Here is a 22,978-nt window from a genome sequence, read left to right on the forward strand (position 1 = left end):
CTCCAAAATGAGCTTTATAGGGTGCGCCGGAAGGATCAGGCGAGAGGGGTCATAGCTTCGACAAGCCGCAGCGCCTGCGCGCAGCCGGCAATATCGTGAACGCGGTGGTAAGGGATTCCCCGCGCAGCCAGCAGCGCGACAGCCATGCGCGTGGCTTCGGCCCGCTGCTCCAGCTCAAGGCCAAGGATTTCCCGGAACATGGATTTCCGGGAAAGCCCCACATACAAGGGACGCCCCAGCGAAGCAAACCGCTCCAGCCCTTTCAGGATAGCTACGGTGTGCTCCTTATTCTTACCGAACCCGATGCCGGGATCAAGCACTATCCGATCCTCCGGCAAGCCGGCCTTGACCAGCCGCGCCAGATTTCTTTCAAAAAAGGCAAGGATCTCCTCCACCACGTTCCCGTAATGGGGGTTCACCTGCATCTCGCGCGGGCTGCCCTGACTGTGCATGAGCACATATCCCGGCTTGTATTCGGCAAGCACGTCGAGCAGCATCGGATCGGCCGCACAAGCCGACACGTCGTTGATGATGTCCGCGCCGCCTTCCAGAGCCGCCCGCGCCGTCCCGGCCTTCAGCGTATCCACGGAAAGGATCGCCTCAGGCCGCTGCCCGCGAAGGCCCGCCACGACCGGCATGAGCCGGGCGATCTCCTCGCCTTCGGGCACGGGTTCGGCAAAAGGACGGGTGGATTCCGCCCCCAGATCGAGCATCCCGGCCCCTTCATCCAACAGGCGGAGGCCATGAGCCACGGCGTTCCGCGGATCGATATACTTCCCCCCGTCGGAAAAGGAGTCCGGCGTTACGTTCACAATGCCTATCAGACAAAAGGGGGCAGGGTTCAACACCCTCCCCCCTCGAAGAATCCATTTGCGTTCGCTGTTCACGTTGTCCTCATAAAACCGAATGCCCCGACATCCGCAGGATGCCGGGGCAAACCGTTTACTGCAGTTTGGTTTCGTCCTGCGTTTTCCCGCCCGTCCCTTCATCATGGGACGGTTCCGCTTCCAGCTTGAAGGTTTCCCCCTCCGCGTCAGCGGAAGCAGGGGCGGGGGCCGCCGGTTCCCGCTTCGCGGCTTCGTCCGCGTCGAAAGGCGGCAGCGGTTCGCCCTTGACGAGCAAATCAATATCGTCGCCGGTGATGGTCTCACGGTCGAGCAGGGCCTTGGCAAGCGCGTGCAGGAGATTGATGTTTTCCTGCAACAGGTTGTGGCAGTTCTCGCGCGCGGTTTCCACCAGCTTCTTGATTTCGGCATCCACGATGCGGGCGGTGTCTTCGCTGTAGTTGCGCGCATGGCCCCAATCGCGGCCAATAAAGACTTCTTCGCCCTGCTCGCCGATGGTCATGGGGCCGACGACGTCGCTCATGCCCCACTCGCAAACCATCTTGCGGGCCATGCCCGTGGCGCGCTCGATGTCGTTGCCTGCACCGGTGGTAATGGTGTCGAAAATGATTTCTTCAGCCACGCGCCCGGCCAGCAGCACCATGAGGTTGTTCTGGAGATACGCCTTGGAATAGCCATGACGATCGCCTTCCGGCAACTGCATGGTCACGCCGAGCGCACGCCCGCGGGGGATGATCGTCACCTTGTGCACGGGGTCGGTTCCGGGCAGCAGCTTGGCAACCAAAGCGTGGCCGCCTTCGTGGTACGCGGTGATCCGCTTTTCCTCGTCGGAAAGGATAAGACTGCGGCGTTCCTTGCCCATCAGCACCTTATCCTTCGCATATTCAAAATCACGCATGAACACGGTGTCCTGACCAAGGCGGGCGGCCTGAAGAGCCGCTTCGTTGACCAGGTTCTCCAGCGCCGCGCCGGAGAAGCCCGGCGTACCGCGGGCGATGACTTCCAGATTGACGCGCTTATCCAGCGGCGTACGGCGGGTATGCACTTCAAGAATCTTCAGGCGGCCCTTCACGTCGGGCGTGGGAACCACAACCTGACGGTCGAAACGGCCGGGACGGAGCAACGCGGGGTCAAGCACGTCGGGGCGGTTGGTCGCCGCGATGAGGATGACGCCTTCGTTGGACTCAAAGCCGTCCATTTCCACAAGGAGCTGGTTCAGGGTCTGCTCGCGCTCGTCATGGCCGCCGCCGAGGCCAGCGCCGCGCTGACGGCCCACGGCGTCGATTTCGTCAATAAAGATGAGGCAAGGGGCGTTTTTCTTGCCCTGCACAAACAGGTCACGGACACGCGAAGCGCCCACGCCTACGAACATTTCCACAAAGTCGGAACCGGAAATGGAGAAGAACGGCACGCCCGCCTCGCCAGCCACGGCGCGGGCCAGCAGCGTCTTGCCCGTACCGGGAGGGCCGACGAGCAGGACGCCCTTGGGGATGCGCCCGCCAAGGCGGGTAAACTTGCGCGGATTGGAAAGGAAGTCAACGACTTCGGAAAGCTCTTCCTTGGCTTCGTCCACACCGGCCACGTCATCGAACGTGACCTTGCCCTGCTCCTGATTGAGCATGCGGGCCCGGGAACGGCCAAAGGACATGGCCCGGCCCGCCCCGCCCTGCATCTGGCGCATGAAGAAAATCCACACGCCGATAAGCAGCAGCATGGGGAACCACGACACCAGCAAGGTCATATACCACGGGGAGTCCTCGACAGGCTCGGCCCGGACTTCGACCTTCTCGGCAATGAGTTTGTCCACCAAGCCGGGATCGTCAGGGACGTAAATCTGGAACGATTTGCCGTCGGTCGTCTTCCCGGTAAGGGTATTCCCCTGAATGACCACCTCGGACACTTCGCCCTTGGCGGCCTGACGCAGGAATTCACTGTACGTCACGCTCGGCTGGGACGAGTGCTGAGGCTGGCTAAACAGGTTGAACACAATGACCATAGCCAGGGAGATGACCCCCCAAAGCATAAGATTCCGCGTAAACTGATTCAAAAGTTACCTCCGTATGGCCCGGCGGCGCCAAACCCCGCCAAGCCTCGGGCACAGTGTAAGTTCTCTTTGAGCGTTTGACAACGGCAGACGGGTTGTCAGGAAAAGCTTTCCTTATGGGGGTCTCCGGCGTCAACAATTCCGTATCAGAAAACACTATGGGGCATCAAGAAATTATATCGGCTCAACTGTATGCGCATACTTTTAAAAAATCTGCACTTCAAAAGGGTTGCGTATATAGGATGCCCAAACGAAGGCACGGAGGCCATGAAAAAAAGCAAAGCGGCGCCTTTTCTCATCCAACGCCCCTATCCGCCTCCCCCAAAACCCGTTACGGCGCCCAGCCGCCCTTTCCCCAAGGCCCTGCCACGGCAAACCATTCCCGTTTCCTTTCTTGAAAGGCTCCGCCAGAGGATATGGCTGTTTCATCTCCACGGTATGATGAAAATAGAGGCTTTTTCTTTGGCCCTGTTATAGCAGATGGTTGTTTCATCTCCACAGTGCGGTGAAAATACAGCCTTTTTCTCCGATTTTCCCCTTGGCGGGCTCCACGGTTAAGGCATTTTGCCGGTTATCCCTTTGGAGTTTCAAGGAAAAAAGCATCAACCATTTTCTATGACACAGCCTTTTCTTTCATTTTTCCGTTGACGGCTCTACGGTTGGGGCATTTTATTGGTTATTCCATTAAAATTTTTGAGAAATAAGACGTCAGCCATTTCCCACGGCACAGCCTCTTGAACTTCCCGATGAACAATCAGCGGCAAACCTCAATGGCGGAGCCGCCAAGGAAAAGGCGCATAAGGCTTCATCACTGTTTCCGTGACACGCTGAAAAAGGGAATACGCGAAAAAGGCGCCTGAGGCCGCACCGCAGGAAACGATTGCAGCTTTATTCCTTGAAGCCCCCAAAAGATACCGGATAAAAGGCCCCAGGCATAGTGCCCGCCGACGAAAAAGCTGAAAAAAAGCGTATCTTCACTACGCCGTGGAGATAAAACAACCATATCCTATGACAGGGCCGCGTATAAAAATCCTGTATATTCACCCTGCTGTAAAAACAAACCGGCCGCATCCCCTGACAGGGCCTTCAAAAAATACGTTCCCCATCAATTCCAAACAAATCCCGGCCCTCACCTGAGAAACCGGGAAAAAAACTTTTGCATGAGAGGCACCCCGCCTCCTGTCGGCTGCATTCGGGAAACAGGGAAGGCGGGCGGAACCAGAAAGCAAAGGCGCCCGCTTCACAAACGGGCGCCTTGCCGGTTCCTAAAAAACGTCTTTGTATAGCTGGCTGATGGTCTCCAAGCTCATTGTGCGCGGGTTTGTGGCGGCGCAGGTGTCCTTCTGGGCATGCCCGACCATTGCGGGGATGTCGCGGGGATCGATGGCCTTCACATACCGGGCGGCGAGCTCGGTGATCGTCGTGGGGATGCCCACGTCCTTCGACAGCGTCTTAATGGCGGAAATCGCCAATTCAGCGGCGGCGCGTTCGGACAGGCCGTCAGTGCACTCGCCCATCATCTGCGCGATGCGCACAAAACGGTCAAGGCGGGAAATCAGGTTGAAAGATTCCACATGGGGCAGGAGGATGGCGTTGCACTCGCCGTGGGGCAGGCTGTAGAAGCCGCCAAGCTGATGCGCCATTGCGTGCACGTAGCCCAATCCGGCGTTGTTGAAGGCCATCCCGGCGAGATACTGGGCATACGCCATGCCTTCGCGGGCTTCCATGTCCTTGCCGTTGGCCACGGCCTTGCGCAGATACTTGGAAACCAGCCGGATGGCCTGCGCCGCGCAAGCGTCCGTCATCGGCGTGGTGTTGGTGGATACATACGCTTCGATGGCGTGCGTCAGGGCATCCATACCCGTGGCGGCGGTCAGGGCCGGAGGCATACCGACCATAAGGACGGGGTCGTTGACCGCGACGTTGGGGGTCAGGAACCAGTCCACAATGGACATCTTCACATGGCGTTCCTTGTCGGTGATCACGCAGAAGCGCGTCAGCTCCGAAGCGGTGCCCGCCGTGGTGTTGATGGCGATGTAGTGCGGCAGCATGTGCTTGACCTTATCCACGCCTTCGTACTGGTAGATCGCGCCGCCGTTGGAAAGCAGGATGCCTATGCCCTTGCAGCAGTCGTGCGAAGAGCCTCCGCCGATGGAAATCAGGCCGTCGCAGCCGTCGGCCTTATACTGGGCGACGCCTTCGGTCACGTTTTCATCGGTGGGATTCGGCACGGTCTTGTCATAGATGCTGTACGGGATGTTGTCGCCGTCCAGAATGTCCGTAATGATCTTGAGGATCCCCGTGTTCACGATGCCCTTATCGGTGACGATCAGCGGCTTGGTGATATGATAGGTGCGGACATAATGAGGGATACCGTGGCACGCGCCCACGCCGATCAGGGAAATGCCCGGAACAAAAAAACTGTGCATTTTGCCAGGAACAGACATGTTCAATCCTTACCGTCAAAAAGAGAGGTGAAAAAGAAGCCTCGACCGGATGCGCTTTCATGGGCGGCACCATAGCCACCGCCGCGGTACGGCGTCATCAAGGAGTTTTGAGTGATTAACCAAACACGACTCTCACTAACCCAAATGTTCCCGGTTGGCTACCCCGAAAATGCACATTTTTTCACGAAAACTAGAATCATCCAACAAATCGGAATAGCGTGAGAAAAAGCAGCGGAACCGCCGTTCCGGGAGGCACGAAGCCGCATGGGGACGCGTCTTTCCCTAAGCGGTGCGCCAACAGCAACCTATGGCCTGTCCGTTTTATGCCATCTTCCCAAACACCGGCAACATCCCAATGTAACGGCTGCTCCACCGAGCGGCAATCCCGACGCTGTGGGAGCACGCCGATTGATGCTTCATAACGGACAACGGCACGTCCGGCAAGACTCACCCCATCCGTTTTATTCCCCGCACCCCAAATGGACGGGCACGGAGGCGACCGGGCACGCATGGAAAGGCCATCCATGCGGGGATGGGGTTCCACGCAGCGCCCCCTGTACGGGATAAGCCCGGACAGGCGCGGAAGACATGATTTTTCACGGCATGGGCTAGGCCGTGCCGTCAATCAGATATAATCTATTAAAATTATTTAACCATTTTCAAAATTGCAAAATATTTTTAATAATTTAAAATAATTACACACAAAAACAACAACACAATCTAGAAAACGGCTGTGCCATAGAAAATGGTTGATGCTTTTTCCCTTGAAGCTCTAAAGGAATAACCGGCAAAATGCCTCAGCTATGGATTCCGCCAAGGGGAAAACTGGAGAAAAAGGCTGTATGTTCACCGTGCTGTGAATATGAAACCATCACATGCTATGACAGGGCCTAAAAAATTCATAACAAGCCGCACTGGGGCGCTGTGCGGCTTTCAGGCCCGCATCTTCCTTCCCCACGCGACATCATTCAGGGCTTCATTTCCACACCCGTCAGCCCCTCAATAAGCGGATACCTCCCAGCCCGTTATCCCTCAACGGCAGAGCCCCCTTTTTGCCAAGGCTCGGCCATAGGATGTGGCCCCTCCATCCCCCCAGTAATGATGGAAATGCGGCCTTTTTCCAGCTTTTTTGTTGGCCGGCGCCATAGCTGAGGCATTTTATTGGTTAGGCCCTGTCATGATATGTAATTGTTTTATATTCGCAGTATGGTGAAAATACGGACATTTTCCCCAGCCTTTTCCATTGATGGGCTCCATATTTGGGGTCTTGTATTGTTCTTCCTTTGGAATTTCAAAGAAAATAAAGCACCAGCCATTTCCTATGACACAGCCATTGGTCATCCCTTTGGAGCTTCAAAAGTAAGGTATTCATCATTTCCTACGGCACAGCCTTTGCCAACAACCGGAAACGATCCATTGAAGCCTTTTCCCCCACCAGCAGGGCCCCCACGCCGCCCCCCCAAAGGCAACCTGACGTGCGCATCTCTTTTCAAGGTGGGGGAAGATGTTCCGGCCTTCTGCAAAACTTGCGTTTCCGCCGCGGCCCCATGCCCCGGCCCGCCGCTCCGAGGGTAGATCGGACATAAAAAAAGCGCCCCGATGCGGACATCGGGGCGCTGATGGATCAAGCCAAACTAGTAGCGCGGAGGACGCGGGGCACGGGGCTTGGCTTCGTTGACACGCAGGGTGCGGCCACCGAAATTAGCGTTGTCCAAAGCTTCAATAGCAGCAGAAGCACCGGGTTCTTCCATTTCCACAAAACCGAAGCCACGAGCACGGCCGGTTTCGCGATCGCTCACGAGTTTCACAGAAACGACCGGGCCGTAATCGGCAAAAAGGCTCTGAACCTGTTCTTCGGTAGCGGACCAAGGAAGGTTGCCGACATAGATAGACTTAGCCATGAAATAAACCTCATCAAAAAAGACACCGTATTCCCGCGCTTGGCCATCTCCAAAACACCTTGGAAACGACGCGGTTCCTCATGGCTGAAGCATGCCCGACACGACAATGGAAGTCAATGCCCTCCCGAATTTTTATCCTTCTTCTCATCAATTTTCTGATCTTCTTCCCAGTCTTTTTCTTTATGGAAAAAAACGGGAAGCACTTTATCAGGGATTGTTCCTCCTCTTTTTACAAAAAAGGAACATTTTAGGCCTATCTTTTGCATAAAAATTTTTCAGGAATCTTTCCCGAAGTTCTTTCTTATCCTTCATCGCCTCTAAAAAAAGATTGCAAAAATGCACAATCCTTAGATTGACCATTCAACCAATCTTAATGGGGCCCTCACGGAAGGATGGGTTCCACGAGCACCCCCTTCCTGTCCGCGGAAACCGGACGCACGGGGATCAGCGTGTGCCCTTCCCCCTGCAGCGGCGTCCGCAGGCGGCAGGGCACATAACATTCGTCCACGCCGTGCTGGCCTGAGGCGGCTCCAGAATCCTCGTTGCAGTCCAGCGCCACGAGCAGCCGCCCACACGTAAGGGTATCCGTCCAAAAGGCTTCGCGCTTGGCCTCCACCACCGCGCGTACGCGGGCGGCACGCTCCTGCCGGACGGCCTTCCCAACCTGATCCGGCAGTTCCGCCGCCACGGTTCCCGGACGCGCGGAATAGGGGAATACGTGCGCATAGGTCAGCGGCAGGCTCCGCACCACTTCCAGCGTCTCCAGCACGTGCGATTCCGTTTCTCCGGGGAACCCCATCAGAATGTCCGCCCCAAGCCCGAAACGGGGCCACAGCTTAGCTACGCCCTCCACCGCCGAAAGCAGCGCCTCCGGCGTATAATGCCCCCGGCGCATGGCCTTCAGCACGTCCGCGCTCCCGCTCTGGAGCGACAGGTGCAGGTGCGGGCAGACCATGCGGGTTTCGGCAAGCGTGGCGATGCCCCGTTCCGTAAGCTGTGCGGGCTCCACGGAACTGATGCGGAAACGCGCCGGATCGGGCCGGGCGCCGCTCCCCCACTCCGGGGCCAGTTCGCGATCCAGATACGACAGCAAGTCCCAGAAGTCCCGGCACCCCTCATTGCGCATAGCATACTGGCGCAGGTTGATGCCGGAAATCATGATCTCGCGATAGCCCGCCTCAAGCAAGCGGCGCATTTCGGCAAGGCACTCCTTCGGGGGGCGGCTCCGGGCAGGGCCGCGCGTCAGGGGGACGATGCAATAGGCGCACCTGTGCGAACAGCCGTCCTGCACCTTCAGCACGGGACGGGCCCGGCGGAACCCGTCGATATGGAAAGGCGGGAACGTGCGGTCACGCGTGGCGGCGCGGGCGGCGGCTTCGGCGGGGGAGGAAGGGAACGGCACTGCGCCTCCCTCTTCCTCACCAGCGAAAAGGACGAGCGGCGGCGCGTCGAGCAGCCGGGATTTATGATCCTGCTCCACAACGCGGAGCACGCCGGGCAGGGCTGCAAGCTGCCTGCGGGCCACCTCGGCGGCGCACCCGGCGATGACGACGGGCACGCCGGGCGCTTCGCGCTGGAGGCGGCGTACGGCCTGCCGTGCGTCGGTCACGGCATTGGCGGTGACGGCGCACGTATTGAGGAGGATCACGTCCGCCTCGGCGGGCACGTCCGTCTCCGCGCCGTCCATGCGCTGCCATGCCTCACGCACGGATTGGGATTCGTACTGGTTGACCTTACAGCCGAAGGTCAGGATGCAGAAAGTCCAAGGGGCATAGTGCATATGATGGGTCTCCCCCGCAGCGCCTGCCGGTTTCCGGTTCGCGTGTACGAATCGGGGAACAGCCCAGGCCGTTTCGGCCGGGGCGGCAACTCGCACGGGGGAAACACCAGTCCCCTGGCAGGGATGGGAATCAGGCGGTCTTTTTCTTGAACTGGATGTCGATGATCTCGTAGTTGATCCGGCCACGCGGGGCGTTGACCGTGATTTCGTCGCCGACTTCCTTGCCGAGCAGGGCCATGCCGACGGGGGACTGGATGGAAATGGTCCCCTTGGCATAGTCGGCCTCGTCCGGGCCGAGCAGCGTGAACTCGCGTTCTTCGCCGGTATCCGCATCCTCCACGGTCACGGTCGCGCCGAAGATGGCCTTTTCGCTGGAAAGGGTCGAAAGATCTATCACATTGAACAGCGCCATGCGCGATTCGATGTACTTGATGCGGGCTTCAAGCATCCCCTGGCGTTCGCGGGCTGCGTCGTAGCCGGCGTTTTCTTTCAAATCGCCTTCTTCGCGGGCTTCCTTAATGGCCTGGATAACGTGAGGACGCTCTTTCTTCAGACGGTCCAGCTCCTGTTCAAGGGCTTGGAAACCTTCTTTGGAAATGGGGATACTGCTCATGTTGAAATCTCCTGAATATTCTTGCGGAAATCGCCCGATACAAAAAAAAACACCCCCCGTCGCTGCGCGATGGGTGGAGCTTCAGTGCGATTGCCACGGTGCCAAAGTAGTCCATCCCGGAGGATAGGTCAAGCCACCGGGAAAACCGCGGCGGGAAATCAACGCCCTTTTCGGACAGCCACCTTGCGCCAAGAGGGATGAGCAGGTATCAAGAAAGAGCGGAATCCATTCTTCCGTTCCGGAGATCCCGTCCCCGTTCCGCAAACCGTCTATGTCGGAGACATGATGCTGAAACAACTTCTACTCGCTCTGAAACGGCTGCTGCGCGCCTTGGGCCCCGTCCTCGTCGGCTGCATCTTCTTGGGTGCGGTCTATCTTCTCTATAGGGAAATCAGCAAATACAGCCTCGCGGATATCCGCATGAGCCTCGCCCAGATTTCCACGGGAAGCATCATCCTGTCCGTCCTGCTCGCCATCATCAACTATATCATCCTGATCGGCTATGACTGGCTGGCGCTCAAAGGCATCCATAAGACCCTCCCCGTTTCCCGCGTGTCGCTTGTTTCCTTCGTCGGGCAGGCCGTAAGCTACAATTTCGGCGCGCTGCTCGGCGGCAGTACGGTGCGCTTCCGTTTCTATTCAAGCTGGGGCTTTTCCCCAATGGACATCGTCAGGCTGGTGCTGATGCTCGCCATCACCTTCTGGGTCGGGGCGCTTGGGCTCGTTGGGGCGATTTTCATGATCGCGCCGCCGGAGATCCCGCCGGAACTGGGCATGCATATGCCGCTGGACATCCGCCCCCTCGGAGCCATCCTGTTCCTTATTGCCGTCAGCTATCTGGTCGTCTGCAAATTCATCCATAAGCCCATCCACATCTTCGGCAAGGAATTCTCGTTCCCGCCCTTCAAAATCGCCGTCGCCCAAGCTGTGGTGGCCGGGGCCGACCTCGTCGCGGCGGGGGCCTGCCTGTACACCCTGCTTCCCCCGGATGCACACGTTTCCTTCCTCCAGTTCCTGCCCACCTATTTGATGGCGATGGTGGCCGTGGTGCTGACCCACGTCCCCGGCGGCGCGGGCGTGCTGGAAGTCGTCATCCTGCACCTGACCACGGCCTCGCCGCAGGCCGTTTTCGCGGCCCTCCTCTGCTTCCGCGTCATTTACTACCTGCTGCCGCTGCTGCTGGCTGCGGTCATCTTCGCCGTCTACGAAGTCCGCCAGCAGGCCATGCAGGAATCCGGCGTGCTGCACGATGCCGGGCGCTGGATGCGGGCCTTCGCGCCCACGATCATGGCGAGCGCGGTGTTCGGCATCGGAGCCATTCTGTGCTTCTACGTCGTCCTGCCCGTCAGCCCCGAACGGCTCTCGCAGATCAGGGAGTGGATCCCGCTCGGCATCGTCGAGTCCGCCAGCATGGCGACAGGCGTCGCCGGGGTCATGCTGCTGTTCCTCACGCGCGGCATACAGCACCGGCAGCGCGCCGCCTTCCGGCTGACCATCGCCATGCTGTGCATCGGGATCATCGGCCCCCTGCTGCATTCCCTGAGCTGGTTCGTGGCCCTGATGTCGCTCATCGTCCTGATGTCCGTCCTCGCTATACGGAGGAAGTGCTGTCGCCCGTCTTCCTTGTGGAAGCTGCACCTCACCCCCAGCTGGTTGTTCGCCATCGTCAGCGTTCTGGTCTGCTCCGCCGGGCTTGGCCTGCTGATTTACCACATGGACCCTTCCGATCCTGTGCTCTGGACGTCTTCCGACTACGCCGCCGACGCCGCACGCCTGTTCCGCACGTTCGCCGCCGAAGCGCTCCTTTTGATCTGTATCGCCGCCGGATACATGCGCACGGCGCCGATCCGCAAGCGCTGGAACGCCGTCCGCCGTTTTGGGAGAAGGAACAAGCAATAGGGGATTCAATCGGGGAGGGGAGAGGGAACCTTTCTGGAGAAAGGTTCCCTCTCCCCTCCCCGGCCCCTCCCCTCTCCCTCCCAAGACTTTCGACCTTATCGAATCCCTCATGGCGGCTTTCCCGTTTTCAGGAGTGCCGTCCCCTTTTCAGTATTTCTTCAACTTTTCCGCTATTCTCATTCTTCTTGATTTTGCCATAGAATATGCTCGCCCCATTCATAGGGTATAGTAAGTATTCCGTACTCCGTAGTTTTTCCGTTGCCCAACTCCATATATGAAGCATTCTATTGATCTTTATTGAATTTCAATAAAGACCTGTCATAAAGTGCAGTCGTTCCATACCCACAAACGGGGAAAATATTATTTTTTCCAATTTTTCCGCTAGTAGACTCCATGATTGGGCATTTTATCGGTTATTTCTTTAGAATTTCAAGAAATAAAGCATCAACCGTTTCCTATGGCACAACACCAAATAAAACATCAACAATTGCTCTAACAAAATCTTTTAAGCTATTTCAATAAAGCTATAAAAATAGGAAGTGCAGGAGGCTCCTGTTACAAATGCAAAGGAAGCCGGGCAATGCCCTTGCCCGACCTCCCATTTACTAAAAACCCCCTTCCTTCTTCCGCCCTTCTTCCAGATGTGTACACCTCCCCAAAACAACTACTCAGGGAACGCTGGGAACAGGGATTCAATAAACACGGAAGACTTTGAAGAGGAGGATATTTCAATAACGCTAAGAAAATAAAAAATACTATGGGATAGGATAGTTCCGTTATAAATGCAAAAAAATGGGCAATGCCCTTGCCCGACCGCCCATTTACTAAAAATACCTCCCCTTCCTCCTTCTGCCCTCCTCCCGGATGTGTACACCGCCCAAAAACAATTACTCAGGGAACGCTGGGAACAGGGATTCAATAAACACGGAAGGTTTTGAAAATGAGGATATTTCAATAACGCTAAGAAAGAAACTGTAGGATAGTTCCGTTACAAATACAAAAAGCTATGTCATAGAAAATGGTTGATGCTTTTTCCTTAAAGTTCCAAAGGAATAAGCCAACAAAATGCCTTAGCCATAGAGTCCGCCAACGGAAAAACCAGATAAAAAAGCCATATTTTCACCGTACGGTAGAGATAAAACAACCACATATATGACAGAGCCATACAAAAAAGCCGGGCAATACGCTTGCCCGACCTCCCATTTACTAAAACCCCTTTCCTCTCTCCTTTCCTCCCCTCCCAGACGTGCACGCCGTCCCCCAAAATTACTCAGGGAACGCTGGGAACGGGGATTCAATAAACACGAAAGTCTTTGAAGAGGAGAGGGAGGGGTTTGGGGAGGGGGAGGAGAAACTTTCTCCAGAAAGTTTCTCCTCCCCCTCCCCAATGCTTCATCCCCCTACCGCCCTATTCTCCAGCTTCCGAAACCTCAAGCTGGGCGGGCTTCCACTCGCCGGGCATGGGCGTATCCCCAAGGTCGGCCTTGTCGCCGAGATAAGGATTGAAATAGCCGTAGGCAATCCACGGACAGGCCCGCCGGATGCGCTTGCGGAAGTTGTTCAGCCCTACGGACGGGCCGAACGAAATCCCTTCAAGCAGCGAGGGGTAAAATTCGGGATCGATGTTCAGGTTCCGAAGCTGCACAAGGCTGATCCCGGTGGACTGGAACAGCTCGATGAGGGCTTCAATTTCTTCTTCCGTGTCCGTGATGCCGGGGAAATACAACAGGTTCACGGCGACATGCACACCGCGCGAACGGGCCTCTATGATCGACTGCCGCACATCGCCGAACGTATAACCACGCGGGCGGTAGTACCGCTCGTACACTTCGGGACGGGCGCTGTTGAGGCTCACGCGCAGCGAAGTCAAGCCCGCTTCCGCAAGCTCGGCAATGGCCTGCGGCCGGGAGGAATTGGAGTTCAGGTTGATTGTGCCGTGCCCTCCGGCCTCGCGGTACCGCCGCACCGACTCGATGAGCAGCGGCGCTTCGGTCAAGGGCTCCCCTTCGCAGCCCTGCCCGAAGGAAAAGACCGGCTTTTCCGTCTCGCGGCTCGCGTGGAACCGCATGATCTCCACCACTTCCTCAGGCGTGGGCGTGAAGGTCAGCCGGCACTGGGGGGTAGTACAAATCTTGGAGCCCTCCTCCTGCTGGGAAATACATCCGATGCAGCGGGCGTTGCAGGTGCGGGACGTGGGCAACGGCGCTTCGTAGCGGCCTAGGCTCAAGTTCTTTGCCGCCGGACAGCCGTAACGCAGCGTACAGTTCTGCATAATGTGCTGCATGAGCCTGTTGTTCGGGAAATCTTCCATGATCTTCCGGGCGGAACGGTCGATTTTGCCTCGTGAAATCCCTTTGAAGACCTGCCGCACGTCCTCATCCACCTTCTTGGCGCAGACATAGAAGCGCCCGTTGGCGAATCCGACCGCCCCATACGCAAACAGGGGCAGCATGGGCGCGCCTTCATCGGTCACATATACCGGGTGGGCCGTCAGCGTATGCGCGGGCGCGGCGAAGGCGGCAACGGCCCAGTCTTCCATGACTTCGGTTTCGCCGGTTTCCGGGTTCAAGCCCACGGCCCGGCGTCCGGGCAGCAGAAACAGCTCGCTCTCATCAGGCAGAGGCATCAGTTCATCGGGGCGGGGCAGACTCCATTCCTCTCCCCGGCGGCACAGGAGCAAAAAATCGGGATGATCATAAATATTCCCCTGCTCGTCAGCGACAAGCATACGGGGGCGGATGGAGGGAGATGCCATATGTAAGATCCTTGCGGTTGCGGTCAATGGGTATTATGAGATAAGCCAATGCGCCTACAGGTACTGGAAGTGACACGACTCCGCAAGGGGCAAGGCCGGGGCGCGCATTTCACGCATGAAAAAAGGATACGGTTATGCTGCTGGCTTTCGAGGTTGTGTTGTTCGGAGGTTTGGCCTTCATGTTTTTCTGTATTCTGCGCAATCAGGACAGCATGTTGAAGGCCATGCGCGAAGAGCACGGCGCTATTCTTTCCACGCTGGCCAAACTGGAGAAGCGCATCGCCACGCTCCAGCAGCTTGAAGCCAGCATCGCCGTCAATCCCTTGGCCGTTCAGCCGCCGTACCCCCCGGAAGAGAAGCAGGCCCCCTCCCAAGCATGGGATCGCGCTTCCGAACCTGCCGAAAAAGCGTCATCCCCCCTCGACGGTTTGAGCATGGACCCGCCCTCCTCCCTCGGTTATTCCGACGACAATCCCCCTAAAGGGGGCTTGCCCGAATTGAAGCTCTAGAAGCGATGGGGAGTTGAAAAGGAAAGCCCCTTAAAAAGGTTGTTGAAAACGTAAAGAGCCGCCCGGAGCGAATGCCCCGGAACGGCTCTTTTTTTTGCATCGGCTAGGCCCTAGGCCGTGTCGTCGTGTTACATGCAACTATTTTAAACTATTGAAATCATTTTTTACGACCTTAAGATAGCTAAATAATTTTAATATTATATAATTGACGACACTGCCTAGAAGCTGTAGCTGGCCCGCAAGACCGCGCCAAGGGAGCGATCCACGTCCGTCTTGGAAAATTCGTCGCCGCCCTTGTCATACAGGCGGAGCTGGCGATCAAACAACAGTTCGGCGCCAACCGTCAGCTTCAGGCCGGCAAGGGGCGTGATGTCGAGATACGCGCCGCCCGTATAGCCGGACTCTTCCACATATCCCTTCTTGGCGACGCTGCTGTCGTTGGACAGGCGGTAGATGTCGCGTTCCCACTTCGCCGCCACGCGTGCCGCAAGCAGATCATTGAAACGGTACTGCACCCGCGTGCCGGGGAAGCCTATGATGCCGGACAGCCCATAATCGTGCTCGCTGCGCCATTCAGCCCCGACCAGAGGCAGGACAAGCGGGCGCACCGGAGAAATCAGGCCCGCCGCACCGACATGGAATTTCAGGTCATAGGTGGGCGTAAAGGTCAGGCCGCCGCGAGGCGCAAACGTAAACGACTCCCAAATCTGATCTTCAAAGCCGGAAATGATGGAGCCGCCCGCGAACCAGCTCACCGACTCATTCAATACGCCATTAAACGAAGCATCCAGCGTCAGCTTGTTCAACTGATCCCACGGCGAGTCCTTTTTGCTGAAATTCACCGAATCGGAATCGCTCCAACTGAAGTCGGAACGCTTGTAGGACAGCGTGAACCATTTGTATCCCGCGGATACGCCGGTTTCCGTCTTGGAATACGAGCCGCCCTCGTCCACATCGGCCTTTTCATAGCCCTGCGTGTATATGTTGAAGCGCGGCCCGTCCGATTCCCATGCCCATGAAGCGGCCGGCATGCCAAGCGCCGCCAGAAGCATAAGACATGCGGCAGCGGTGAATCCCCTGAACTGTCTTGCAATCATTGTTTTCTCCCAAAAGCGTTTTACTGCCCTTCCGGGCGGAACGAACAAATCCAATACACCGGAAAGTATCGTGTTGTACACCCCCGCCCCTCCATGCTCCGGGATAGCCACTTTACTGGCTAGGGTGGCACATACGCGGATGACCCGGCCCTCCACGCTCCGGGATAGCCAGCGGTAGGCGGAAGAAAGGGGGGAACGGGATGCCACGATCCTCCACACTCCGTGATGGCGGTATCTGTCCGGCTTCGGCGGCGAGGATGTCGAAGTACACCCCTCCATGCCCGGAATGGCGGCATCCATTCACGTTCTCACTGTTCATCTGCCGCCCCGTTTGCGCCGCGGCCCGGTGCGGCGCATCCCCAAGCCAAACCGCCGGGTTGGATGGGCAGGTATCTTTTGCCTTTTTGCCGCTTCGGGGTTACACTCCTGCCCACTTTAGAGCCCGAACGCATCCCGAAGGGCTCCCTATTTCATTTTGAGGTACATTTATGCGCTGGAGTCAATGGTACATCCCCACTCTGAAAGAAGCCCCCGGCGACGCTGAAGTCATCAGCCACAAACTGTTGATCCGCGCGGGCATGATTCGCAAGCTCACTTCCGGCATCTATACGTGGCTGCCTTTGGGGCTGCGGACCCTGAACAAGGCCGCGAACATCGTGCGCGAGGAAATGAACCGGGCAGGCGCCCAGGAAGTCCTCATGCCGACCGTGCAGCCTGCCGACCTGTGGCGCGAATCCGGGCGTTGGGAACACTACGGCAAGGAACTCCTGCGCTTCAAGGATCGCCACGAACGCGACTACTGCCTCGGCCCCACGCACGAGGAAGTCATCACCGACCTCATCCGCGGCGAAGTGCGCTCCTATCGCCAGCTTCCCATGAACCTGTATCAGATCCAGACCAAGTTCCGCGACGAGATCCGCCCCCGCTTCGGCCTGATGCGCGGGCGCGAATTCCTGATGAAGGACGCCTATTCCTTCGACAAGGACGACGCAGGCGCGGACATCAGCTACAAGAAGATGTTCGAGGCGTACAAAAAGATTTTCAGCCGCATGGCGTTGCAGTTCCGCCCTGTGGAGGCCGACTCCGGCTCCATCGGCGGCAACTTCTCGCATGAGTTCATGGTGCTGGCGGAAACCGGCGAAGATACCATCGCCTACTGCACCGGGTGCGACTGGTCCGCCAACATTGAGCGCGCCGCCGTCCTCGCGCCCGCCAAGGCCTGTGAGGAAACCTGCGCCGCCATTGAGGAAGTAACCACCCCGGATCAGCATACCATTGAGGAAGTCTGCGGCTTCCTCAAGGTTCCCGCGCAGAAGCTCATCAAGACGCTGCTCTATGTGGTGGACGGCAAGCCCGTCGCGGCCCTCGTGCGCGGCGACCGCGAGCTGAACGAAATCAAGCTGAAGAACTACTTCAAGGCCGATGAAGTGGTTCTCGCCTCGCCCGAACAGGTGACCCAGTGGACGAACGCCCCGGTAGGCTTCGCCGGGCCCGTGGGCTTCACCGCCGGTCCCATCGTCGCCGACCATGAGCTTATGGCCGGCACGGACTGGATCGCGGGCGCGAACAAGGCCGACACGCACATCCTGCACGTGGATCTCAAGCGCGACGTTCCGGCATTCGCCTATGCGGATCTGCGCTCCATCGCGGAAGGCGACGTCTGCCCCCGCTGCGGCAAGCCGGTGGCCTTCGCCAAGGGCATCGAAGTGGGCCACGTCTTCAAGCTCGGCACCAAGTATTCCAATGCCCTCAACGCCATCTATCTCGACGAGAACGGCAAGGAGCAGACCATCATCATGGGCTGCTACGGCATCGGCGTTTCCCGCGTGGTCGCGGCCTGCATCGAGCAGAACAACGACGGCGACGGCATCGCCTTCCCCCCGCCGCTCGCCCCGTTCGACCTTGAGCTCCTCAACCTCGATCCCAAGAGCGCCGACACCGCCGCCAAAGCCGACGAACTGTATGATCTGCTGACCGGCATGGGCCTTGACGTGCTGCTTGACGACCGCGAGGAGCGCCCCGGCGTGAAGTTCAAGGATGCCGACCTCATCGGGCTGCCCATGCAGGTGGTCGTCGGAGGCAAGGGCCTCGCCCGCGGCATCGTCGAAGTGAAGAACCGCAAGACCGGCGAAAAGGGCGAGCTGCCCGTGGAAGGCTTCGCGGAAGCCTTCGCCGCGTGGCGCAAGGGCGTCCTCGCCTGCTGGGGCATGTAACTGAGTACCCTTGGGGAAGGGGAGAAGGAACCCTTCTGAAGAAGGGCTTCCTTCTCCCCTTCCCCAAACCCCATCCCCTCATCCTCCTAAGACTTTCAGCTTTTGAGGCAAAGAAAACACCAAGGATGGGGCAAGGAATTTTTTCCACATGGCGATGAATCGGCCTTGCCGTTTCATCGCCATGCCGCATAAAGCTCGATACCGGGCGAACGAAACAACCACCATCCCGCCCCGGCCCACAACGTGCCGGGTCAAGGGGCGGCTCGCCCCTTGCGGGTACAGGGCGGAGCCCTGTCCGCCGGAGGCATCATCCTCTCATGTCCATCCTCACCGTCCGCCAACTGACCGCACAAATCAAGGATGCCGTGGAAAACGGCTTCCCCTACGTCTGGGTGCGCGGCGAGGTCACGAACGTGTCCCGGCCCTCGTCCGGGCACATCTATTTTTCCCTGAAGGACGAAAACGCCCTGCTTCAGGCCGTCTGGTTCAAAGGCAGCCAGAAAGAACGCGAGACGTTCGACCCCCTGACCGGGGAAGTGTTCGAGGACGGCCCGCGGCTGAGCCTCGCCGGGACGCTGAGGAACGGCCAGCAGGTCATCTGCGCGGGACGCCTTACCGTGTACGCGCCGCGCGGCGGCTATCAGCTTGTGGTCGAGCTCGCGCAGGACAGCGGCGAAGGCCAGCTTCATCTGGCGCTGGAAGCCCTCAAGCGCAAGCTGGCGGAGAAAGGCTATTTCAGCCTCGAACGCAAACGTCCCATCCCCGAACACCCGCACCGCGTCGCCGTGATCACGGCCCCTTCCGGCGCCGCCATCCGGGATTTCCTGCGGCTGTCCGGGGAACGCGGCACCGGCTGCGAAATCCGCATCCACCCCGTCCCCGTGCAGGGCGACGACGCCCCGCCCCGCATAGCGGAGGCGCTGGACGACGAAAACCGGCGCGGCTGGGCCGACGTGCTCGTGCTCATCCGGGGCGGGGGCTCGCTCCAAGACCTGTGGGCCTTCAACGACGAACGCGTAGCCGATGCCGTATACCGCTCCCGCATCCCGGTCGTGGCGGGCATCGGGCACGAAATCGATACCTCCATCGCCGATATGGTCGCGGACTTGCGCGCCGCGACGCCGAGCCACGCCGCACAGCTTCTCTGGCCTGAACGCCAGTGGTATGCGCAGCTTGTGGACGATCTGGAGGCGGGCCTGCTGGAAGCCGCCGGGCGGAGGCTTTCCCAGGCCGATCAGCGGCTGGATACGCTGGGCAGGGCTCTGGCGTGGCTTTCGCCGGAACGCGGCCTTGCCCGGCTTGAAGAGCGGTTCGGCGCCCTTGCCCGCCGGTTGGATTTTGCGCTGGAACAGAAGCTGGAGCGGGCTGATGCGCGGCTGCGTTTTCTGGAAGCCGGAATCTCCCGCTATGCGGAATCCCGTGTGCTGGACGCCCGGCTGGAGCAAACGGCGGCCTTGGCCCGCCGCCTGCGGCAGGCGCAAGCGCTGCGGCTTGGGCAGATCGGGGGGCGGCTGGACACGGCCTCTTCCCGTCTGGAAAAGCGCTTTGCCCGGCAGTTGGAAGGGCTGGAGCGCCAACTGGAACGCCACGAGCTGCGGCTCCGCGGGCTTGACCCCGAAGGGCCGCTGGAGCGGGGCTATGCCTATGCTTTTACGGCGGACGGCCATTTCGTCCGCAGCATTCGGGATGTGCAGCCGGGCGCATCCCTGACCGTCAAAATCCGCGGCGGCGAAGTGGATACCCGCGTGACCGCCGTCCGCGCAACTGGAGAATCCCATGATATCCCGTAACTGCCGTATCGCTTTGCTGTCCGCATGCCTGACGCTGCTTCTGTGCGGCGGCGCGCTGGCCGCATCGCTGACCATCCACGCCCCGGAGGAAGCCAAACAGGGTTCCGCCGTCAAAGTCCGCGTCGTCATCGACGAGCAACTTCCCCAGCTCACCTTCACATGGCTGGGCAAACACATTGCCGCGCCCACGGTGGCGGACGGCGGGCACCGCATCGCCGAAGCCCTGCTTCCCGTGCCCGTCAACACTGACAAAGATCTGATCGTACAGGCCACCGCCGGGACGTTGACCGGAAAGGCCACCGTGAAAGTCCTCAAAGTCAAATGGCCCGAACAGAAGATTTCGGTCAAGAAAACCTTCGTGAACCCGCCCAAGGAATCCATGAAGCGCATCAACGCCGAACGCAAGAAGTCCGGCGAGGCTCTCAACCGCGTGACGCCGGAGCGCTACTGGCGCGGCGAATTCCAGCGTCCCGTTCCCGGCGTGGTGACCAGCGCCTTCGGCGGCAGGCGGATGTTCAACGGTGAGCTCCGCTCCTACCATCGCGGCGTCGATCTGCGCGGCGCGGAAGGCACGCCGATCAAGGCTATGGCCGACGGCAAGGTGGTCATCGCCCAGAATATGTATTTTGCGGGGAACACCGTTTACCTCGATCACGGGCAGGGCGTCATCAGTTCCTATGCGCATATGTCCCGCATTGATGTGAAGCCGGGTGAGATGGTCAAGGCCGGGCAGCAGATCGGCCTCGTAGGTGCGACCGGGCGCGTGACCGGTCCTCACCTGCATCTTGGGCTCAATATCCTCGGCGTCGCCGTCGATCCCCTTTCCCTTGTCCCCAAACAGTAGGAGCCCCGCATGGCCGCCAAGAAAACCCCGTCCTTCGAGGATCGGCTGCGCCGCCTTCAAGAAGTCGTTGCCGCGCTGGAAAACGGCGAGCTCCCGCTTGAGGACAGCGTCCGCCTGTACAAGGAAGGGCTGACGCTCTCCCGTTCCTGCCGCGAGCAGTTGGAAAAAGCCCGCAATGAAGTCCGCCTTCTCACCGGGGAAGGCCTGGAGCCTTTTGACGAAAAGAAGCTCGATGAGGAAGGGGAATAGGAGCCGGAGAAGAAGCCCTTTGCAGCGGGAACCCCAAGATCGAGCTTCCCTTTTGTGCCGTGCGAGGCAAATGCTGGGGAAAACCTTTTGCCGTTGGCCCCGTCAGCGGATGCCTTCGGGAAGATCGGTAAAACAGGCCGGATCATAGGAAACGGCTGATGCTTTCCCAGTTCCAGAGGGATAGCCGATAAAGGCCCCAGCCATGAAGCCCGCAGCGGAAAAGCTGAAGAAAAAGGCCATGTTTTCAGCATATTGTGGGGATGAAACAAGGCTCTGTCATGGCATGTGGTTGCTTCATCTCAGCAACATATTGAAAAATACAGGGATCTTACCTAACTTTCCCATTGGCGGAATCCATAGCTGCGGAATCCATAGCTGAGGCATTTTGCCGTTTATTCCTTTGGAACTTCAAGGAAAAAGCATCAACCATTTCCCAGGGCACAGCCTAGGCCGTGTCATCCAGATATAATCTATTGAAAGCATTTAACTATTTTTAAGGCACAAAAAGATTATTTTCAATAATTTCAAATAATTACATACAAATGACGACACAGCCTAAAACAGCTATCCTCCATATCGGAGCCATAAAACAGGCTCGTGCAACATGGCGGCAGCCAAATGCTATGGCAGGGCCTTGTAAAAAAGCCCCTCCCGTGGAACTCCGGCGGCAGGGGAGCTGCGGAAATGCCGCCGGGCGGAAGCCGGGCAGCCGGAGGGTTGGCGAAAAAGGTACGGCGCTCCGATGAACGGGGACAAAGATAAGCGGTGACAAACCGGAAGGTGCTGACAAAAGGCCTTTCCTGTGTTCTTCTTTGCCCTCGTCCGCGTGCCCGCTCCGCTGATCACACACGCCTTGGAACCGGAGAACGGAAGGCACTGGAAACGATGCGGCCTCACGTATGCCGTCAGGATGATTCCCCGTCCGAGAAAACCACATAAAGGATCCATTTATGATCACCCCTTACGATTCCCAGCAGGTCAAGACGATCCTCACCGAACGCGGCGCGCAGGTGGAGGCGTACCTTCAGCATTGCCTCGACGCCATTCCCATGCAGGGGCGACTCAAGGAAGCCATGTATTACAGCCTCCTCGCGGGCGGCAAGCGCCTCCGCCCTGTGCTGTGCCTGTCCACCGCCGCCCTGTTCGGCCTGAGCGCCGAAGCGGTGATGCCCTTCGCCGCCTCGCTGGAAATGATCCACACGTATTCCCTCATCCATGACGATCTGCCCGCAATGGACGACGACGATCTGCGCCGGGGCCGCCCCTCCTGCCACAAGGCCTTTGATGAAGCCACCGCCATCCTTACGGGCGACGCCCTGCTGACCGACGCTTTTGGGTTTATGGCCTCCACCGTGAAGGATATTCCCGCCGGGCGGGTGCTTGAGGCGTTGGCGTCCGTCTCCTCCGCCGCCGGTTCCGCGGGCATGGTCGGCGGGCAGATCCTCGATATGGGCTGCACCGGGAAAACGGACGTGCCGCTGGAAACCCTGCAAACGCTCCATGCCCTCAAGACCGGGGCCATGTTCCGCGTGGCCTGCGTCAGCGGCGGCCTCCTCGCCGGGGCCTCGGAATCCGATATTGCCGGCCTGCGCGCCTACGGCGAGGCGCTCGGCGTCACCTTCCAGATTGTTGACGACATCCTTGATGAAACCTCCGATACCGCCACGCTCGGAAAACCCGCCGGAAGCGACGCCGAAATGGGCAAGACGACATACCCTTCGCTCATGGGGCTCGACCGCAGCCGCGAATTGGCGCAGGAATTCGCCGAAAAAGCCGTTGAGAGCCTGAGCGCCTTCTCCGGGCAGGATGCCGCATTCCTCAAGGGACTCGCGCTGATGCTGGTGACGCGCAAGAAATAACGGCCCTGAAAAAACGGCGGATCAAAACGTCCCCGTCCCGCAGCGGGGACGCCGCCCCCCTATAAGGGGCATTCGCCTTTTCAATGGTTTTCTCAAAAATTCACTTTAAGTTTCATATAGTTGAATACATGGT

Annotated in this window: 17 protein-coding genes; 7 read left to right on the top strand and 10 right to left on the bottom strand. The window is 58.7% G+C overall.

Annotation, left to right across the window (positions count from 1 at the left end; all coding sequences use genetic code 11):
- Positions 1–35: 35 nt before the first annotated feature.
- The 7 genes from folP to greA form a co-directional block, all read right to left on the bottom strand.
- Positions 36–887 (bottom strand): dihydropteroate synthase, encoded by an 852-nt coding sequence (gene folP, locus ACZM8Y_RS02160; protein ID WP_302553398.1) that lies wholly within the window; start codon positions 885–887, stop codon positions 36–38.
- A gap of 55 nt (positions 888–942) precedes the next feature.
- Positions 943–2,892 carry an ATP-dependent zinc metalloprotease FtsH gene (ftsH, locus tag ACZM8Y_RS02165; protein WP_479859070.1) on the bottom strand — a complete coding sequence of 650 codons (1,950 nt, stop codon included), beginning with the start codon at positions 2,890–2,892 and terminating at the stop codon, positions 943–945.
- A 1,262-nt stretch (positions 2,893–4,154) separates the two neighbouring features.
- Positions 4,155–5,336, bottom strand: coding sequence for an iron-containing alcohol dehydrogenase (locus ACZM8Y_RS02170; protein ID WP_302553400.1), 1,182 nt, complete (start codon positions 5,334–5,336; stop codon positions 4,155–4,157).
- 1,634 nt (positions 5,337–6,970) lie between these two features.
- Complete coding sequence (gene rbp / locus ACZM8Y_RS02175; protein ID WP_005025453.1) at positions 6,971–7,237, bottom strand: RNA-binding regulator; 267 nt, start codon at positions 7,235–7,237, stop codon at positions 6,971–6,973.
- A gap of 113 nt (positions 7,238–7,350) precedes the next feature.
- The gene (locus ACZM8Y_RS02180) at positions 7,351–7,503 is read right to left on the bottom strand and encodes a hypothetical protein (RefSeq protein ID WP_337432169.1); all 153 of its coding nucleotides are present in this window, start codon (positions 7,501–7,503) and stop codon (positions 7,351–7,353) included.
- 116 nt (positions 7,504–7,619) lie between these two features.
- Positions 7,620–9,017 carry a MiaB/RimO family radical SAM methylthiotransferase gene (locus ACZM8Y_RS02185; protein ID WP_482330428.1) on the bottom strand — a complete coding sequence of 466 codons (1,398 nt, stop codon included), beginning with the start codon at positions 9,015–9,017 and terminating at the stop codon, positions 7,620–7,622.
- A 130-nt stretch (positions 9,018–9,147) separates the two neighbouring features.
- Positions 9,148–9,630 carry a transcription elongation factor GreA gene (gene greA, locus ACZM8Y_RS02190; RefSeq protein WP_302553403.1) on the bottom strand — a complete coding sequence of 161 codons (483 nt, stop codon included), beginning with the start codon at positions 9,628–9,630 and terminating at the stop codon, positions 9,148–9,150.
- Positions 9,631–9,912: 282 nt separating this feature from the next.
- On the opposite strand from greA, the gene ACZM8Y_RS02195 reads away from it, so the two are divergent.
- Entirely contained in the window at positions 9,913–11,529 is a 1,617-nt protein-coding gene (locus ACZM8Y_RS02195) for a lysylphosphatidylglycerol synthase transmembrane domain-containing protein (protein WP_302553404.1), read from the top strand.
- A gap of 1,408 nt (positions 11,530–12,937) precedes the next feature.
- Here ACZM8Y_RS02195 and ACZM8Y_RS02200 read toward each other — a convergent pair.
- On the bottom strand, positions 12,938–14,284 hold the full coding sequence (locus ACZM8Y_RS02200; protein ID WP_479859581.1) for a radical SAM family protein: 1,347 nt from the start codon (positions 14,282–14,284) through the stop codon (positions 12,938–12,940).
- A 179-nt stretch (positions 14,285–14,463) separates the two neighbouring features.
- Between ACZM8Y_RS02200 and ACZM8Y_RS02205 the strand changes: the two genes are divergently transcribed.
- Complete coding sequence (locus ACZM8Y_RS02205) at positions 14,464–14,793, top strand: hypothetical protein (protein ID WP_482330431.1); 330 nt, start codon at positions 14,464–14,466, stop codon at positions 14,791–14,793.
- A 218-nt stretch (positions 14,794–15,011) separates the two neighbouring features.
- Here ACZM8Y_RS02205 and ACZM8Y_RS02210 read toward each other — a convergent pair whose 3' ends face one another.
- Complete coding sequence (locus ACZM8Y_RS02210) at positions 15,012–15,890, bottom strand: hypothetical protein (protein ID WP_302553960.1); 879 nt, start codon at positions 15,888–15,890, stop codon at positions 15,012–15,014.
- 488 nt (positions 15,891–16,378) lie between these two features.
- Between ACZM8Y_RS02210 and ACZM8Y_RS02215 the strand changes: the two genes are divergently transcribed.
- The 4 genes from ACZM8Y_RS02215 to ACZM8Y_RS02230 all read left to right on the top strand — a co-directional run bounded on the left by ACZM8Y_RS02215 (position 16,379) and on the right by ACZM8Y_RS02230 (position 20,986).
- Entirely contained in the window at positions 16,379–18,103 is a 1,725-nt protein-coding gene (locus ACZM8Y_RS02215) for a proline--tRNA ligase (RefSeq protein ID WP_482330433.1), read from the top strand.
- Between the two features lie 317 nt (positions 18,104–18,420).
- Complete coding sequence (gene xseA, locus ACZM8Y_RS02220; protein ID WP_482330435.1) at positions 18,421–19,893, top strand: exodeoxyribonuclease VII large subunit; 1,473 nt, start codon at positions 18,421–18,423, stop codon at positions 19,891–19,893.
- Complete coding sequence (locus ACZM8Y_RS02225) at positions 19,880–20,737, top strand: M23 family metallopeptidase (RefSeq protein ID WP_482330437.1); 858 nt, start codon at positions 19,880–19,882, stop codon at positions 20,735–20,737. The genes xseA and ACZM8Y_RS02225 overlap by 14 nt, the downstream gene beginning before the upstream one ends.
- A gap of 9 nt (positions 20,738–20,746) precedes the next feature.
- Positions 20,747–20,986, top strand: a complete 240-nt coding sequence (locus ACZM8Y_RS02230; RefSeq protein WP_302553954.1) for an exodeoxyribonuclease VII small subunit — start codon at positions 20,747–20,749, stop codon at positions 20,984–20,986.
- Positions 20,987–21,088: 102 nt separating this feature from the next.
- On the opposite strand, the gene ACZM8Y_RS02235 is transcribed toward ACZM8Y_RS02230, so the two are convergent.
- Complete coding sequence (locus ACZM8Y_RS02235) at positions 21,089–21,226, bottom strand: hypothetical protein (protein WP_487480051.1); 138 nt, start codon at positions 21,224–21,226, stop codon at positions 21,089–21,091.
- 710 nt (positions 21,227–21,936) lie between these two features.
- Here ACZM8Y_RS02235 and ACZM8Y_RS02240 point away from each other — a divergent pair.
- A complete protein-coding gene (locus tag ACZM8Y_RS02240) occupies positions 21,937–22,845 on the top strand; it encodes a polyprenyl synthetase family protein (RefSeq protein WP_302553952.1) in 909 nt (302 codons plus the stop codon).
- Positions 22,846–22,978: the final 133 nt, after the last annotated feature.

The sequence above is a fragment of the Bilophila sp. genome (genome assembly GCF_057864385.1).